12 protein-coding genes are annotated in these 16370 nt (G+C 70.4%); 4 read left to right on the plus strand and 8 right to left on the minus strand.

The window, feature by feature from the left end:
* The first annotated feature begins 194 nt into the window (after positions 1-194).
* Together IEZ19_RS46435 and IEZ19_RS46440 are read left to right on the plus strand one after the other, a co-directional pair.
* A complete protein-coding gene (locus IEZ19_RS46435) occupies positions 195-941 on the plus strand; it encodes an SDR family oxidoreductase (RefSeq protein WP_189317421.1) in 747 nt (248 codons plus the stop codon).
* 351 nt (positions 942-1292) lie between these two features.
* Positions 1293-2105, plus strand: coding sequence for a PhzF family phenazine biosynthesis protein (locus IEZ19_RS46440; RefSeq protein ID WP_189317422.1), 813 nt, complete (start codon positions 1293-1295; stop codon positions 2103-2105).
* Here the strand turns inward: IEZ19_RS46440 and IEZ19_RS46445 are convergent.
* Together IEZ19_RS46445 and IEZ19_RS46450 are read right to left on the minus strand one after the other, a co-directional pair.
* Positions 2095-2895, minus strand: a complete 801-nt coding sequence (locus IEZ19_RS46445) for a CPBP family intramembrane glutamic endopeptidase (protein WP_189317423.1) — start codon at positions 2893-2895, stop codon at positions 2095-2097. The two genes, IEZ19_RS46440 and IEZ19_RS46445, sit on opposite strands and share 11 nt — an antisense overlap.
* Positions 2896-3086: 191 nt before the next feature.
* Positions 3087-4604 (minus strand): glutamate-cysteine ligase family protein, encoded by a 1518-nt coding sequence (locus IEZ19_RS46450; protein ID WP_189317424.1) that lies wholly within the window; start codon positions 4602-4604, stop codon positions 3087-3089.
* 548 nt (positions 4605-5152) lie between these two features.
* On the opposite strand from IEZ19_RS46450, the gene IEZ19_RS46455 reads away from it, so the two are divergent.
* The gene (locus IEZ19_RS46455) at positions 5153-5737 is read left to right on the plus strand and encodes a hypothetical protein (RefSeq protein ID WP_189317425.1); all 585 of its coding nucleotides are present in this window, start codon (positions 5153-5155) and stop codon (positions 5735-5737) included.
* Positions 5738-6100: 363 nt separating this feature from the next.
* On the plus strand, positions 6101-6298 hold the full coding sequence (locus tag IEZ19_RS46460; protein ID WP_189317426.1) for a DUF5999 family protein: 198 nt from the start codon (positions 6101-6103) through the stop codon (positions 6296-6298).
* Positions 6299-6427: 129 nt separating this feature from the next.
* Here IEZ19_RS46460 and IEZ19_RS46465 read toward each other — a convergent pair whose 3' ends face one another.
* The 6 genes from IEZ19_RS46465 to kdpB all read right to left on the minus strand — a co-directional run bounded on the left by IEZ19_RS46465 (position 6428) and on the right by kdpB (position 16064).
* Positions 6428-7471 (minus strand): endo-1,4-beta-xylanase, encoded by a 1044-nt coding sequence (locus tag IEZ19_RS46465; RefSeq protein ID WP_189317427.1) that lies wholly within the window; start codon positions 7469-7471, stop codon positions 6428-6430.
* A 229-nt stretch (positions 7472-7700) separates the two neighbouring features.
* Complete coding sequence (locus IEZ19_RS46470; protein ID WP_189317428.1) at positions 7701-9224, minus strand: glycoside hydrolase family 43 protein; 1524 nt, start codon at positions 9222-9224, stop codon at positions 7701-7703.
* 153 nt (positions 9225-9377) lie between these two features.
* Positions 9378-11195 carry an APC family permease gene (locus tag IEZ19_RS46475; RefSeq protein ID WP_189317429.1) on the minus strand — a complete coding sequence of 606 codons (1818 nt, stop codon included), beginning with the start codon at positions 11193-11195 and terminating at the stop codon, positions 9378-9380.
* 134 nt (positions 11196-11329) lie between these two features.
* Entirely contained in the window at positions 11330-12979 is a 1650-nt protein-coding gene (kdpA, locus tag IEZ19_RS46480; protein ID WP_189317430.1) for a potassium-transporting ATPase subunit KdpA, read from the minus strand.
* A gap of 2 nt (positions 12980-12981) precedes the next feature.
* A complete protein-coding gene (locus tag IEZ19_RS53295) occupies positions 12982-13869 on the minus strand; it encodes a potassium-transporting ATPase subunit C (RefSeq protein WP_189317431.1) in 888 nt (295 codons plus the stop codon).
* 2 nt (positions 13870-13871) lie between these two features.
* Positions 13872-16064, minus strand: coding sequence for a potassium-transporting ATPase subunit KdpB (gene kdpB / locus IEZ19_RS46490; protein ID WP_189317432.1), 2193 nt, complete (start codon positions 16062-16064; stop codon positions 13872-13874).
* Positions 16065-16370: the final 306 nt, after the last annotated feature.

Below are 16370 nucleotides of genomic sequence, written 5' to 3' on the forward strand. Positions count from 1 at the left end.
CACAGGCATCACCCACGAAAGCATTCCGCCGATCCCGGACGAGATTTCCTCACTCATGGCAGATGTTTCGACCGACGGAAAGCTTGTCGAATAACCGGATACGCCACGGATTCACACGCATCCGTGTCACAAGCGGAGCCGCTGCCCGGTCTCTTCAGTGCAGATGAATTGAACTCCCGCGAGAGGATTCCGTCATGAAGGTCGTAGTGATCGGTGGAACCGGGCTCATCGGCTCGAAACTGGTCGAGAAACTCGCCGAGCACGGGCACGAGGCGATCCCGGCCGCGCCCAACACCGGTGTCAACACTCTGACCGGCGAGGGGCTGGCCGAGGTCCTGAAGGGCGCGTCGGTCGTGGTCGACGTGTCCAACTCGCCCTCGTTCGCGGACGGGCCCGTCATGGACTTCTTCCGCACCTCCACCACCAATCTGCTGAAGGCGGAGGCCGAGGCCGGCGTCACGCATCACGTGGCCCTGTCCGTGGTCGGCACCGAGCGCTTGCAGGAGAGCGGGTACTTCCGCGCCAAGCAGGCCCAGGAGGAGCTGATCAAGGCGTCCGGCATCCCGTACACCATCGTCCACGCCACGCAGTTCTTCGAGTTCGTCAAGGCGATCGCGGCCGAGGCGACCGACGGCGACACCGTGCGTCTGTCCTCCGCCAGCATCCAGCCCATCGTCTCCGACGACGTGGCCGCGGCCGTCGGCCGCGCCGCGGTAGGCACTCCGGTCGGCGGTGTGGTGGAGGTCGCCGGCCCCGACGTGTTCCCGCTCGACGAGATGGTCCGCACGGGACTCGCCGCCGCCGACGACCCCCGCACCGTGGTCACGGACCCGCACGCCCGGTACTTCGGTGTAGAGCTTCAGGAAACCACGCTCCTGCCGGGCCCGGACGCACACATCGCCGAGACCCGGTTCACCGACTGGCTCGCACGGCAGCAGTGACCCCGCCGGGTGGCCTTCGCCGACGGGCGGGGGCCACCCGGCTGCGGGCTGGTTCCGCCGGCCGCCGGCGATGCGCTCGGCCCCCTGGAGCCGATGCAGACGCTGCAGGCGGATCTGATGAGCTCGGACGTGTCGTGGTGGCCGGCTTGGACGTCTGGCGCGGTCCGGGGCGCTCGTCCCCGGCCGTACGCCGGCCCCGGCCCCGAACCGGACCAGATCCCGGCCGCATGACGGCTCCCGACCCGAATCGGACCAGAACTCGGCCGTACACGACGGCTTCCTCCCCGACCGGGCCAGGACTCGCCGATTGGCCTTGGCCGACCGGTCGTCCCGACCTCTACCGTCGGCGTCATGCGTATCCGAATCATCGACGCCTTCACCGACCGCCCCTTCTCCGGCAACCCGGCCGGAGTCCTGCTCCTCGACGCCTTTCCGGACGACGACTGGATGCAGAACGTCGCCATGGAGGTGAACCACGCCGAAACGGCGTTCGCGCACCGGCTGCCCGAGGGCGGCGACGCGGACTGGGCGCTGCGCTGGTTCACCCCGGTCACGGAGGTCGCGATGTGCGGGCATGCCACACTCGCCACGGCCCACGTCCTGCACACCACAGGCGCCCACGAGGGACCGGTGCGGTTCGCCACGCGCAGCGGGGTGCTCGTCGCGACGCCCGGCGCGGACGGCTCGATCACCCTGGACTTCCCGACCGCCCCGCTGACCCGGGTCGAGGTTCCGGGCGGGGTCGCGGGCGCGCTCGGCGCCGAGCCCTCCGCCGCGTTCGACAGCGGACCGAACGTCGGCGATCTGGTGCTGGAACTCGCCGACGAGAAGACCGTCCGCGGGCTCGCCCCGGACCACAAGGCGCTCGGCTCCTACTCCGCGCGCGGCATCATCGCCACCGCCCGCGCCGAGGACCCGGCCCGGGGCTACGACTACGTGTCACGCTGCTTCTTCCCCAATGTCGGCATCGACGAGGACCCGGTCACCGGAAGCGCCCACACCGCTCTGGCCCCGTACTGGTCCGAGCGTCTCGGCCGCCCCGATCTCACCGGCCTCCAGGCCTCCCGTCGCCCGGGGCTCGTCCGCACCGGACTGCGCGGCGAGCGCACGCTGCTCACCGGGCATGCGGTCACGGTCGTCGAGGGCGACCTGCTCACGCCGTAGGCAGCCAGCCCACCCTGCCCGCCAGCAGCGCGTACCCGACGAAAGCGCCGATGTCGAGCAGGGAGTGCGCCACCACCAGCGGACCGACCCGGCCCCAGCGCCGGTACAGGTACACGAACACCACGCCCATCGCCATGTTGCCGACGAAGCCGCCGATGCCCTGGTACAGGTGGTAGGAGCCGCGCAGTACGGCACTGGCCACCAGCGCACTGCCCGGCGTCCAGCCCAGCTGTCCGAGCCTGCGCAGCAGATAGCCGACGACGATCACCTCTTCGAGGACCGCGTTCTGCACCGCCGACAGGATCAGCACCGGGTACTTCCACCAGACGCCGGGCAGTGCCTCGGGGACGACCGTGAGGTTGAAGCCGAGGCCACGCGCGGCCAGGTAGAAGGCGATTCCGGTACTGCCGATCACGGCCGCGATCGCGGCGCCGCGGCCCAGGTCCGGCCAGGGGCGGGTGCGGTCGAAGCCGAGGGTGCGCAGGCTCTTGCCCTCGCGCATCAGGAAGTGCGCGACGAGGGCGACGGGGATCAGGGCGGTGGTGATGCCGAAGAGCTGCCAGGCGAGATCGAGCCAGGGGCGGCCCGGAGCGGCCGAGGCGTTGAGGGTGGCCGCCTGGTCCTTGAGGCCACCGGGTTTGGTGACCGACCCCACAAAGCTGATCAGGGCGGACACTCCGCTCGCGCCGAGCGAAAGCCCGAGGACGAGCAGTGTCTCGTCCCGGAAGATCCGCCGCGAGGGCCGCTCCTGCACAAAAGAACCGGCCACCGGCTCCGCCTCCACCTGCACACCTGCCTTCAGTCGACCGACCCGCTCCCTCCCCATCCTGGCCTCGCCAGGGTCCCGAAAGCAGGGACGACAACCGTGCACGACCGATGGGCACCACTGTCCTGGGACGTCACAGCTTGCCCGATCAGTCCCGGACGGGCGCGGCCGACCCCCGTCCAGGTACCCGCCCGCGCGGCGCGTACCGGTGGACCTCAGGTGAGCAGCGCCGGCTCCGGCAGCCCCACCGGCCAGGTGTGCACCGGGTCACCGGCGTGCATGAGTGCGGCGTAGCGCCGGGTCGTCGCCGCCAGGGCGGCCTGGCGGGTCAGGCCCTGTTCCAGGGCGCGGTGGAACGTCGCCGCCTGCCAGGACGCGCCGTTGACGCGGCGCCGGCAGCGTTCCTCGATGACACCCAGGTAGAGGTCGCGGTCGGCGGCCTCGACGCCCCACGCGTCCAGGCCGGCCTCGGCGAGCGGCAGGAGTTCGTCGCGTACGAGGGTGACGGCGTCGACCTCGGCCGTGCCGCCGTACCGTCCGCGCCGGGGCCAGACGAAGCGGGCGTCGATGCCGTGCCGGCACGCGGCGTCGAAGTTGGCCTCGGCCGCCGTGAAGGGCAGCCGGGTCCACACGGGCCGCGACTCCTCGGCCAGGGCGCGCACGAGGCCGTAGTAGAAGGCCGCGTTGGCGATGACGTCGGTGACGGTCGGCCCGGCGGGCAGGACGCGGTTCTCGACGCGCAGGTGCGGAACGCCGTCGGCGATGCCGTACACCGGGCGGTTCCAGCGGTACACCGTGCCGTTGTGCAGGACGAGTTCGGCGAGCTTCGGCACGCCGCCCGCGTCGAGCACCTCGAGCGGGTCCTCGTCGTCGCGCATCGGCAGGAGTGCCGGGAAGTAGCGCAGGTTCTCCTCGAAGAGTTCGTACGCCGAGGAGATCCACCGCTCGCCGAACCAGGTGCGCGGCCGCACTCCCTGGGCCTGCAGCTCGGGCGGGCGGGTGTCGGTGGACTGCAGGAACAGCGGGGGCCGGGACTCGCGCCACAGCTCGCGGCCGAACAGGAAGGGCGAGTTGGCGCCGACCGCGATCTGCGCCGCGCAGGCGGCCTGCGCCGCGTTCCACACGTCGGCGAAGCGCCCCGGGGTGACCTGGAGGTGCAGTTGCACGGAGGTGCACGCGGCCTCGGGGACGATGGACTTGGACGTGCAGGTGAGGTGTTCGACGCCCTCGATGTCGAGCGCGAAGTCCTCGCCCCGGGCGGCCACGATCTGGTCGTTGAGCAGGGCGTAGCGGTCGACCTCGGAGAGGTTTGCGGAGACCAGGTCGTCCCGGTCGAGCGTGGGCAGAATGCCGATCATCACGATTCCGGCGTCGAGTTCTCCGGCCTTGCGATCGGCGTATGCCAGCGAGGTGCGGAGTTCCTCGGCGAGCCGGTCGAATACCCGCCCACCCAATCGGTGTGGGGCTATGTTCACTTCCAGATTGAACATGGCGAGTTCTGTTTGGAAATCTCGGCTCGCGATGCGTTCCAGTACTTGCGCATTCATCATCCGGGGCATGCCGTCGGAGCCGGCGAGATTCAGTTCTATCTCGAGACCCATCAGGTTCTTCGGGCGGTCGAACCGCTTCTCCTGCAGCAGTCGCTCCAGTCCCGTCAGGCACTTCCGGAGCTTCTCCCGGTAGTGCCGGCGCTCGGACAGGTCGAACGGCCCTGCCACGACCTTCTCCCCCATCGAAGTGTCCCTCCTCGGATGGGCGGTCCAAGATCCGGCCGCCGGGGTCCCGGGTCAGGTGGGATGATGCCCAGCGGAAGCGATCGATAACGTCCCGCGAGGCCCCGGTGCCCGCTACTCTGTGGGATTGAGTCCAGAGGCACATTCACGGGGCATGGAGCAGTATGCAACTTCACTTTCCCGAGCGCCTCGTGAAAAACGCCGACGACATTCGGCCGACCGCTCCGGCGGCGTCGTACGAGGTCAGCGGGGACCGATGGTCGGGGAATCGGGATGTTTCCCGCGAATCACCGGCTGAATTACGCCTTGTTCGGTTAACCGCAAACGGCTAGACGAAACATCGTCTGAACACGAGTCGTATAAACTCCGCGTACAAGCCAGAAGGTTGGCGCCCCGGTCCTGGTTCCTGCCGTCAGGTGACGAACGGCAGGCTTCGTCCGCACCTCGTCCACCGACCCGGGCCCCCACCTCCCTGACCTCGTCGAACAGACAGCGCCGTCCGCCCAAGCCCTCGCGCCACCGCGCCTGTCGATTGAGAGGCGACCCACATGCCGCTTCAGGTCCCCCCTGCACCCGCGCCCGCACTTCGCTCCGTCCTCACGGCCCTCGGTTCCCCCACCGCGGTCCGCGAGGCCCGAACCCCCTCACTGCGCACCGCCCAGCAACCCGCCACCGCCGAACTCCCGCTGCCCGTTCATGTGCTGGACCGGATCACCGCCGAGGGCGTGTCCGCGACCCGGCTGGCCGGATGGCGCTTCCTGATCCGCTGCGGCGAGCGTGCGGTGGCCGCCGCCGAGACCATGCTGACCCCGGACGGCTGGGCCTTCTCGCACTTCTTCGAGGGCCCATACATCGCCTCGACCGAACAGGCGCTGCGCCAGGCCGAGACCCTGCAACAGTCGTACCAGCCACGGCTGCTGTCCGTACCGGGCCTGTACATGCTCACGCTGTGGCTGCACGGGGACTGCGCGGCGGACGGCGCCGAGGGTCACCCGGCCGCCACCGATCTGCTCGTGCCCCTGGCCCCGGCACCGCCCGGCATCGCGGCCCACCGGCCTCATCGCGTGGCCGAGTTGCTCCCGGTCCTGACACACCGGGTGACCCCCGCGCCGCTCCTCATCACACCTGCCTGAAGAACCACCCGTTCGTACCCCGTCTTCCTTTCCGGAAGGCGGGGTACGTCCGTATGTCGGGGCTCCCCCCCAGGGCCCCGGCGCTGTTCGCCGGGCGTTGCTCGTACGAGCCCTTCGGCGCTCCTACGAGCCGCGATGCCGCCCCCGGCCTGAGCGGACTAGCCCTCTCCGGCCATCCGGAACCACCCGAAGCGACCGCCCAGTTGGGATGAACCATCCGCGTGGGCGATGCGTCATCAACCTGTGAAGAAGCCGTGCTGCGAAATCCCTGCGGATTGACGCCCGGAAGGCAACACTGGGTTCCGACCGACACATCACACACGGGGGACGAAGATGACCACGACACAGCGAAAGATCCCACCCATGTGCCAGCACCAGCCACCGTGTCCGACCGCAGAATCCGCCGACCGGGAGTCCGCCCGCCTCGTGGCGCACCACCCGGAGCAGGGCTGGAGCCTCCTGTGCAACGGCGTCCTGCTCTTCGAGGACACCGGTGAGCTCCTGCCCGACGGCCAGGTCATCGCCCCGCACCGCCCGCTCCGGGTGATGACGGCCGCCTGACGCACCACCCGGGCGTTCCCCCGCTCCGCCCGGTGACTTGAGGGGCCGGCCCGCACATGACTCGGTGCGCACCGGCCCCGACGTGTGTCCGGGCGCGACTACTCCTCGTAGCCGCTCGGCTCAGGTGCGTCAGTCGAGCGCCTCACGCAGCGCGTAGTACGCCGGCTTCAGCTGGTCGTCCCACGGCAGCGGAGCACCCTCGCCCGGGAAGACGCCCGGGACCCAGGAGTACTTGTCGGTGTAGTCCCAGACCGTCACGCCCACGCAGTGCCGCACGGCCAGGCAGGCCTCGGTGAGGTCCCGGTACCAGGTCGCCTGCTCGGCCAGCTTCTCGTCGGTCGCCGGCAGCTGCATCCGGACGTCGACCTCGGTGAGGGCGGTGTCGAGACCCAGCTCGGTGAAGCGCCGGAGATTGTCCTCCAGGGTGGCCGGATAGCCGTACTGGAGCGCCAGGTGACCCTGGAAGCCGACGCCGTCCAGCGGTACACCCTGCGCCTTGAGGTCCTTCGCCAGCCGGTAGTAGGCGTCGCTCTTCGGGCCGATCGCCTCGAGGTTGTAGTCGTTCAGGTAGAGCTTGGCGTGCGGGTCGGCCTGGTGGGCCCAGCGCAAGGCGTCGGCGATGTAGCCGGGGCCGAGGGTCTGGTACCAGATGGTGTCGCGGTAGGTGCCGTCCTCGTTGAACGCCTCGTTGACGACGTCCCAGGAGTAGACCTTGCCGCGGTAGTGGCCCACCTCGGCGAAGGTGTGCTTCTTGAGGATCGCCCGCAGTTCGGAGGCGGTCCACTCGCGGGAGGTGAGCCAGTCGGGCAGCTGGCTGTGCCAGACCAGGGTGTGGCCGCGGACACGCTGGTGGTTGGCGCGGGCCAGCTGGACGATCGCGTCGCCGTCCTTCCAGTCGAAGACGCCCTGCTGGGGTTCGGTGGCGTACCACTTCATGCCGTTGGCCGGCGTGACCATGTCGAACTGGTCGCCGAGGATCTTCAGGTAGGGGCTGTCGGTCAGTGCGGGGCCGTCGACGGCGCTGCCGAAGTAGCGGCCGTGGCGGTGGGCGAGGTCGGCGAGGCCGAGCTGCCGGTCGTGCGCCTGGGCGGCGGGCCCGTTGGCGACGCCGGCGGCCACCAGGGCGGCGGCGAGGGCGCCGGCGAGTCTGAGGCGGGTGCCCGTCTTGGCCATGGTGCGACTCCTGTCTCTCGGGGTACGACCGTCGGCGCGCGCCATCCCGTCGGGGCACCGGCGGTACGGCCGCCGCCGAGCTGACGCTCGGCGGTCTTCGAAAGTTTCGAACGAAGTCCAGAAAGCTTCGGTGCTGCTGCCGCACCCTAAGGACAGCCGGTGACACGTGGCAACCCCTCGTACACGCCCAATCCACCGGCAACTGCCGGGCGGGCGGCACGGCTTGGGCTCAGGAAGCCGCCGGGACCGCCGGACCGTGGTCGAACCAGTCGAAATCGGCACTGCCCTCGGTGACGTACATGCCGATGACGCGCCCGGTGAAGCCCGTCGCGACCTGCGTGGACAGATAACGGCCGTCGAGTTCCGCCAGCCGCACGGCCCCTGACGGACCCTCGACCGAGAAGGCGATCGTGTCGGGGCCGCCGGCCCGGATGCCGGGAGCATGGCCGCCGGCGGTCGTGACCGTGGGCGGGAGGACGTCGGCGGTGCGGATGTCGACGGCGAGCGTGACCGGTCCCGGCGGCACGGGGTGCTCCGCGAGCCGCTGCCGCACCGGCCCGATCCGGGCGACCACGCTCACCGTCCCCCCGCCCACCTCGATGTCGAAGTGGTGCGCCTCGTCGATGCGGACGGACAGCCCGGCGCGGCCGGTGCCGGGATCGACGAGCGCCGCCGTCCGGCAGTCGGGGTGCTGCTGACGGCGCCCGACGAAGGTGTGGCCGGGCCGGTCGAGGCTGTCCCCGGTGGCCGTCAGAGTCAGCCACCCCGGCCGCTCGCTCACCGACCAGGAACCCTCGGGCCTCCGGCGCGGGGAGATCCAGTACGGCGCGAGGGCCGGGGCGTCGAAGTCGTCCCGCACCGGTGGCGGTTCGACCGGGTGCCAGGCCGTGGGCGCCGGATGCCGCTCGCGCACCGGGCCCACCCGCGGCCAGCCGTCCGCCCACTCCACCGGCACGAGGAAGGTCTCCCTGCCGAGGACGTGGAACTCCGGGAAGTAGCCCCTGGGCCGGGTACCGAGCAGGACCATCCACCAGGTGCCGTCGGCCGCCTCGACGAGGTCGGCGTGGCCGGTGCACTGGATCGGCGAAGCCGAACCACGGTGGCTGAGAAGGGGGTTGCCGGGGGCCGGTTCCCAGGGGCCGCGCGGGGAGCGGGCGCGGGCGATCGAGACGCCGTGGCCGAGCGCGGTGCCGCCCTCGGCCACCAGCAGGTACCACCACTCGCCGATCCGGTAGAGGTGCGGCGCCTCCGGGTCCCGCAGCCCGGTCCCCGACCAGGCGGGCAGCGGACCTTCGAGCACCTTTCCCGTGCGCGGATCGATGCGGGCCACCTGGACCCCGGCCAGGGCGCACCAGCAGGAGCCGTCCTCGTCCCAGACCAGGTCGGGGTCGATGCCGGGCAGGTCGATGCGTACGGGGTCCGACCAGGGGCCCTCGGGCCGCTCGCTGGTCACGAGGAAGGTACCGAGGCCGTCGACGTCGGTGGTGATGACGTGGAAACGCCCGTCGTGGTACCGGATGGTCGGCGCGTAGATGCCCCCGGACGCCGGGGTTTCGTCGGGCAGTTCCCAGTGCCCGGGCCGGTCGAGCACGTTGCCGATCTGCCGCCAGTGCACCAGGTCCCGGCTGTGGAAGAGCGGAATGCCGGGGAAGTACTCGAAGCTCGAGCACACCAGGTAGTAGTCCTCCCCCACCCGGCAGACGCTCGGGTCCGGGTGGAATCCGGGGATCACAGGGTTGTCGTAGGCCCGCATGCGGAACAGCCCCCTCCAGTCCGAAAGTTTCGAATAATCTCGCGAACGTTACGGAATGACGGGGAACCAGTCAATCCGTCAGGGACGCTTCGATTTCGGCGCGTACGGCACATCGATCGCGCCAGGAGTGACGAGCTCGCGCTGTCCCCCGGCTCACAGCGTGAGCCGGTACGGCAGCAGACAGACCACCACGTCGGTGCGTGCGCGCAGCACCGTCGCGAGGAGCAGACCGCGCTGGTTCTGGAGGATCTCGTAGCGGCGGTGGCGGGGTTCGACCTCGGGGATGAGGACGGCGATCTGACGTCCGTCCCGGGCCGCGCGCTGCACGTAGTCCACGATCGGCTGGACCAGGGAGCGGTGCGGGCTGTCGATGACGTCGAGCCGTACTCCCGGGTTCCAGCGCTCCCAGGCCTCCTCGAGTGCCCGGGTCCTGCTCGGGTCGGCGTGCACCGCGACGGCGACCACCTCGTCGCCGAGGGCGAGCGCGGCGGTGACGGCGTGCTGGGCGAGCTTGCTCACCTCGCCGAGCGGAACGATCACCAGGCTGCCGGTACGCCGGTCCGGTGCCTCCGGGATACGGCCGAGGCCCAACTCCTCGCCCACGGCGGTGTAGTAGCGCTCGATGCGGGCGAACAGGAGCATGAGCAGCGGTACGGCGATCACCACCACCCAGGCGCCCTCCAGGAACTTCGTGGTGAGGAGGATGACACCGGCCACGGTGGTCATCAGTGCTCCGGTGCCGTTGATCAGCGCACGGCGCTTCCAGCCGGCGGGCTTCAGGGTCGCCCAGTGCCGGACGAGGCCGAGCTGACTCAGCGTGAAACCGATGAACACACCGATGGCGAAGAGCGGGATCAACCGGTGGGTGTCGGCGTCGGTGGCGACGAGCAGGAGTGCGGCCAGCAGCGCCAGCGCCCCCACACCGTAGCGGTACACCGGACGTTCGGCGCGCAGCCCGAACAGATGCGGCAGCCGGTGGTCGCGGGCCAGCAGGCTCATGAGCACCGGAAGTCCGCCGAAGCTGGTGTTGGCGGCGAGGAGGAGGACCAGCGTGACGAGCAGGTTGGTGGCGTAGTACGCCCAGCCGTCGCCGTACGCACCGGCCGTCAGCTGGGCCAGGATCGTCACCTGCCCGCGTGGGGCCACGTGGTCGCGGCGGATGAGCACGGCCAGCCCGATGAGCATCAGTCCGAGGAGTGCGCCCAGCATGAGTTCCGTGCGCTGGGCCCGTTTCACCTTGGGTGTGCGGAAGGTCGGTACGGCGTTGGCGATCGCCTCGACGCCCGTCAGCGCCGAGCAGCCGGAGGAGAACGCCTTGAGGATCAGCAGGAAGCCCAGCGACTCCTGCACCGGGAAGGACTCGGGGGTGCCGACGACGGCCACCGGGTGGGAGCGGAACAGACCGACCACGACGACGCCGAGGACGGCCACGATGAACAGCAGGGTCGGCAGCATCAGCACCCGGGCGCTCTCCGTGACACCGCGCAGGTTCACCACCGTCAGCAGCGCCAGCCCCACCAGACACACAAGGAGCCCGTCGTGGGCCAGGGCCGGAAAGGCGGACGCGAGGGCGTCGGCGCCGGCGGCGAGACTGACGGCGACGGTGAGGACGTAGTCGACGACGAGGCTGGCCGCGGCGAGCAGGCTCGCGGTCCTGCCGAGGTCCTTCCTGGCCACCGCGTAGGCGCCGCCGCCGTCCGGGTGGACGGCGATGACCTGGCCGTACGACACCACGAGCGTGGCGAGCAGGAAGGTGATCGCCAGGGTGATGGGCAGGGTCGCGGTGAGCGCCCCGGTCCCGGCGACGACGAGCGCGAGCACGATCGCCTCCGGGCCGTAGGCCACCGAGCTGAGCGCGTCCAGAGAGAGGGCGGCGAGCCCCTCCAGGCTCGTCAGACGGTGCTTCTCACCCTCCCCCGGGCGCAGCGGAACTCTCGGTCTCAGTTCACGGCGTGCCAGGCCGTACGCCATCGGGCCCCCATCGCGGCCGGTGGGACAGTCGGCAACAGTGTCCTCCGCCTCATGTCGATCACCCGTGATACGGCCCCGGCGGGTCGGCCGACGTGGGTGGGTGAAGGCCTGCCCGCACAGGAGACGTACGGCTGCTAGAGCAGCCCTTCCGCCAGCGGTCCCAGGGACAGAGCCGGGAGGAAGTTGAGGAGCGCCAGGATGAGGGCGGCTCCGGTGGCCAGGGCGACGAAGTTGACGCCGCGGGCCTGGAGGGTGCCGACGGTGACGACGCCGGGCTGCTGACGGGCCAGCCGGCCGGCGAGGGCGAGCAGGAACACCATCGGGACATACCGGCCGATCAGCATCGCCGCCGCCATCAGCAGGTTGTGGAAGTCGGTGGCGCCGTTGAAGCCCGCCATCGCGCTGCCGTTGCTGTTGACGTTGGAGGTGTAGGCGTACACCAGCTCGGTCAGGCCGTGGGGCCCCGGGTTGCCCATGGACGACGGGCCGTCGCCGAGCGCGACCGCGAGCGCCGAGCAGCCCAGGATGGTTGTCGGGGCGACCAGCGCGTACAGCACGACGAACCGCATCTCCGGGAAGCCGATCCGCTTGCGCAGGTACTCGGGGGTGCGGCCGACCATCAGGCCGCCCACGAACACGGCGATCATCACGGCCACGATCAGGCCGTACAGCCCGCTGCCGGTGCCGCCCGGGGCGATCTCGCCGAGCATCATCGCCGACAGCAGCGCTCCACCGCCGATGCTGGAGAAGCTGTCGTACGACGCGTTCGCCGCGCCGTCCGCCGAGCCCGTGGCGGCGACGCCGAAGAGCGTCGAGCCGGGGATGCCGAAGCGGGTCTCCGTGCCCTCGTACTGCCCGCCGACCGCTTCGGTCACCGTACCGTTGTGGGCGCTCTGCGCGAGACTGCCAACCGCCAGCAGCAGCCCGAAGAGGATGCCGACGACCGCGAGCAGCGTCCAGCTCTGCCGCAGCGAGCCGATCAGGCGTCCGTAGGTACGGATGAAGGCGGTCGGGATCAGCAGCATCAGCACGATCTCGATGGCGTTGGTGTACGCCGACGGGTTCTCGAAGGGGTGCGCGCTGCTGGCGTTGAAGACGCCGCCGCCGTCGCCGGACATCAGCTTGATCGGCTCCCAGGAGCCGACGGGACCGCCGAGCAGGGTCTGCTGTCCGCCCGCGACCGTGGTGACGGTGTGCGCGCCGCCCAGGTTCTGCGGAACGCCCAGGGCGATCAGGACGATCCCGGAGACGATCGACAGGGGCACGATGACCCGGAAGATCGTGCGGATCAGGTCGACCCAGAAGTTGCCCAGGCGGTCGGTGTCGCGGCGGACGAGGCCCCGGACGAGGGCGAGCGCGGCACAGATGCCGACGGCCGCCGAGGCGAACGCCTGGACGCCCAGTCCCGCCATCACCGCGAGGTGGCCGGTGGTGGACTCACCCGCGTAGTTCTGCCAGCTGGTGTTGGTGATGAAGCTGACGGCGGTGTGCAGCGCGAGCCGCCAGGGCATGCCCTCGTGGCCGGTGGACCAGGGCAGCTTACCCTGGAGGGTGAAGAGGGCGAAGAGCGCGGCGATGCTCATCAGGCTGAAGGCGAGCAGCGCGAACAGGTAGTGCCGCCAGTCCTGTTCGCGGTCCGGGTCGACGCCGCAGACCTTGTAGAGGGCGCGTTCGGCGCGTCTGTGCGGTCCGCCGTCGAGGACGCGGGCCATGTAGTCGCCGAGCGGGACGTGCAGTCCGACGACGACGGCGAGGATCAGGGAGGCCTGGAGCCAGGCGTACATGGTCAGGCCACCTTCACGGGATGCATGCGGTCGAGGGCAGCGTTCAACTGGACGACGTTCACGGCCAGTTCGCCGAGAACACCGAGGCCGCGGCCGCTGGTGTACTCGCCGACCAGCCTGCGTACGGCGGCCTCGCTCATGCCGCGTTCGCGGGCGACGCGCGGCGTCTGGAGCGTCGCGTACGCGGGGCTGATGTGCGGGTCGAGTCCGCCGGCACTCGCGGTGACCGCGTCGGCGGGAACCTTCGGGTGCGCGGGCGCGTCGCCGCGGACCGGGGTGACGACGGCCTTGCTGTAGTCGGCGCCGGGCCGGGCGCACTCGACCGTGACGCCTTCGTACGAGGCGAGGAACGGCCGGGCGGGGCATGCCTGGTCGAGGCTGACCACGCGGGTGGCTCTGCCCGTGGTGCCCCCGTCGCGAAAGACGCCGAGGACGGCGCCGACGCCGTCGCTCGTGCAATAGGGGCGGGAACCGTCGACATGCTCCAGTTCACCGACCGCCTTGCTGCGGGCGCAGACCTGGGTGAGCAGACTCTGCTTTCCCGAGTCGGGCTGCCCCTTGACGGGCAGGACGTCGACCGTGGACTCCGGGCCGAGATTGCCGGCCGCCGAGGCCGAGGCGTCGTATCCGGTACCGGCATTGGACGGGCGGGGCTGGAAGTACGACGGGATCGGGGCGCCCTCCTTGTCGAGGAAGGACTGCCCGATGAGCTTGCTTCCACCTGCGGCGAGTTCGGAGCCGTGTGCCTGGTTCCGGAGTCCAGGCACCTGGGCGATCGCGGTCATCCCCAGCGGGTAGACGAGGCCCACGAGCACGGTGAGCACGACGACCACCCGGATCGCCGCCAGATGGCGGCCGATCCAGGAGGGCATCCTGGACAGAAAGTTCATGGTCAGATCCCGGGGATGAACTGGACGACGGCGACGTCGATGAACTTGATCGCGAGGAAGGGCAGGAGCAGTCCACCCATGCCGTAGATCCACAGGTTGCGGGTGAGCAGCGAGTCGGCGCTGCTGGGCCGGTAGCGCACGCCGCGCAGGGCCAGCGGGATCAGCGCGACGATGATCACCGCGTTGAAGATGACGGCCGACAGGATCGCGGAGGTCGGCGAGTGCAGTCGCATGATGTTGGCGGCGTCCACGGCCGGGTAGACCCCGCCGAACATCGCCGGGAGGATCGCGAAGTACTTGGCGATGTCGTTGGCGATGGAGAACGCGGTCAACGCGCCCCGAGTGATGAGGAGTTGCTTGCCGATCTCGACGATGTCGATGATCTTCGTGGGGTCGGAGTCGAGGTCGACCATGTTGCCGGCCTCCTTGGCGGCCGACGTGCCCGTGTTCATCGCCACGCCGACGTCAGCCTGCGCGAGCGCCGGAGCGTCGTTGGTGCCGTCACCGGTCATCGCGACCAGATGGCCGCCCGCCTGCTCCTTCTTGATGAGGGCGAGTTTGTCCTCGGGGGTGGCCTCGGCGAGGAAGTCGTCGACGCCCGCCTCGTCGGCGATGGCCTTCGCGGTGACGGGGTTGTCGCCGGTGACCATGACCGTGCGGATGCCCATCCGGCGCAGTTCCGCGAAGCGCTCCCTGAGGCCGGGCTTGACCACGTCCTTGAGGTGGATGACGCCCAGCAGCCGGGCCGGTCCCTCGCCCTGGCACTCGGCGACCGCGAGCGGGGTGCCGCCGGAGGCCGAGACCTGCTCCACACAGGCGTCCAGGGCCACGGGAACGGTGCCGCCGTTGTCCTCGACCCAGCCCGCGACCGCGGTGGCCGCGCCCTTGCGCAGCCGGCGGCATCCCCCGGACTCCGGCCGAGAGGTGCCCCCAGGCAGGTCCACCCCCGACATCCGGGTCATGGCGGAGAACGGCACCCACTCGGCGTCCTTGGGCGCGACCTGCGGCATCCCGAACCGCTCGTGCACGTATTCCACGATCGAGCGGCCCTCCGGCGTCTCGTCGGCAAGGCTCGAGAGCAGGGCCGCGTCCGCGAGTTTCCGGTCCGTCACTGACCCGACGGTGAGCAACTCGCTCGCCCGCCGGTTGCCGTGGGTGATCGTGCCGGTCTTGTCGAGCAGCAGTGTGTTGACGTCGCCGGCCGCCTCGACCGCCCGGCCCGACATGGCGAGCACATTGCGCTGCACCAGCCGGTCCATGCCCGCGATGCCGATGGCGGAGAGCAGACCGCCGATGGTCGTCGGGATCAGACAGACGAGCAGGGACACCAGGACGATGCCGGTGACGCCGTTGGCGGTGAGCGCCTCGGTGTCGTGCGCGGCGGACATGAAGTCCTTGGAGAAGATCGCCATCGGCTGGAGTGTGAGGACCGCGACCAGGAAGACGAAGGTCATCATGACCAGCAGCAGGTTGAGCGCGAGCTCGTTGGGGGTCTTCTGCCGGTCGGCGCCTTCGACCAGGGAGATCATCCGGTCCAGGAAGGACTCGCCGGGATCCTGTGTGACGCGCACGACGATGCGGTCCGACAGGACGCGGGTGCCGCCGGTGACCGCCGAGCGGTCTCCGCCCGACTCGCGGATCACCGGCGCGGACTCGCCGGTGATCGCGGACTCGTCGATGCTGGCGACGCCCTCGATGACATCGCCGTCTCCGGGGACGAGTTCCCCGGCCTCGACGACCACGACGTCACCCCGCCGCAGCTCCCCCGCGCCCACGGACTCCTCGACGTACGACCCCGCCGGAGCTCCCGGCTCCCAGCCACCCAGCCGCCGTGCGACCGTCTGGCGGCGCATGCCGCGCAGCGTGTCCGCCTGGGCGCGGCCACGGCTCTCGGCGACGGCCTCGGCGAGGTTCGCGAACACGACCGTCAGCCACAGCCAGGCGGTGATCAGCCAGCCGAACCCGGACGGGTGGGCGATCGCGAGGCCCGTGGTCAGGGCCGCACCGATCTCGGTGACGAACATGACCGGGTTGCGGGCCAGGGTCACCGGGTTGAGCTTGCGCAGCGCGGCGGGCAGGGCGAGCCACAGTTGTCTGGGGTCGATCAGTCCGGCGCCGATCCTGCGGGCCGGGTCCCGATCGGGTGGTCGCACGACCTCGTCGGGCTTCTCTCTCACGGGCGCGGGCGCGGTCATCAGAACCTCTCCGGCTTGATCAAAGCCGCCAGCAGGCAGGCCGGCAGGCCTACCGAGGCGAACAAGCCCACGACGTGGTCGACAGTCACGCAATCCTCACAAAACGCACGAGTCGAAGATGAGAAAGTGCAGGCATGGGGAGCCTCCGGGCGAGGGCCGGGCAGTCGCTCGCCCGGAGGCTGTTCGGGGGCGGCGCGAGGGCTGGTGCTGTGGCCGGGAAGGTTTGCCGGGAAGCTCGCGGCGTCCGGTGCCGTGCCGGGCGTCGCGAGCCGGTGAACCTTTCCGGTCACAGCACTAGTAGGGCTT

The organism is Streptomyces brasiliensis (assembly GCF_014647875.1).
Lineage (GTDB): Bacteria > Actinomycetota > Actinomycetes > Streptomycetales > Streptomycetaceae > Streptomyces > Streptomyces brasiliensis.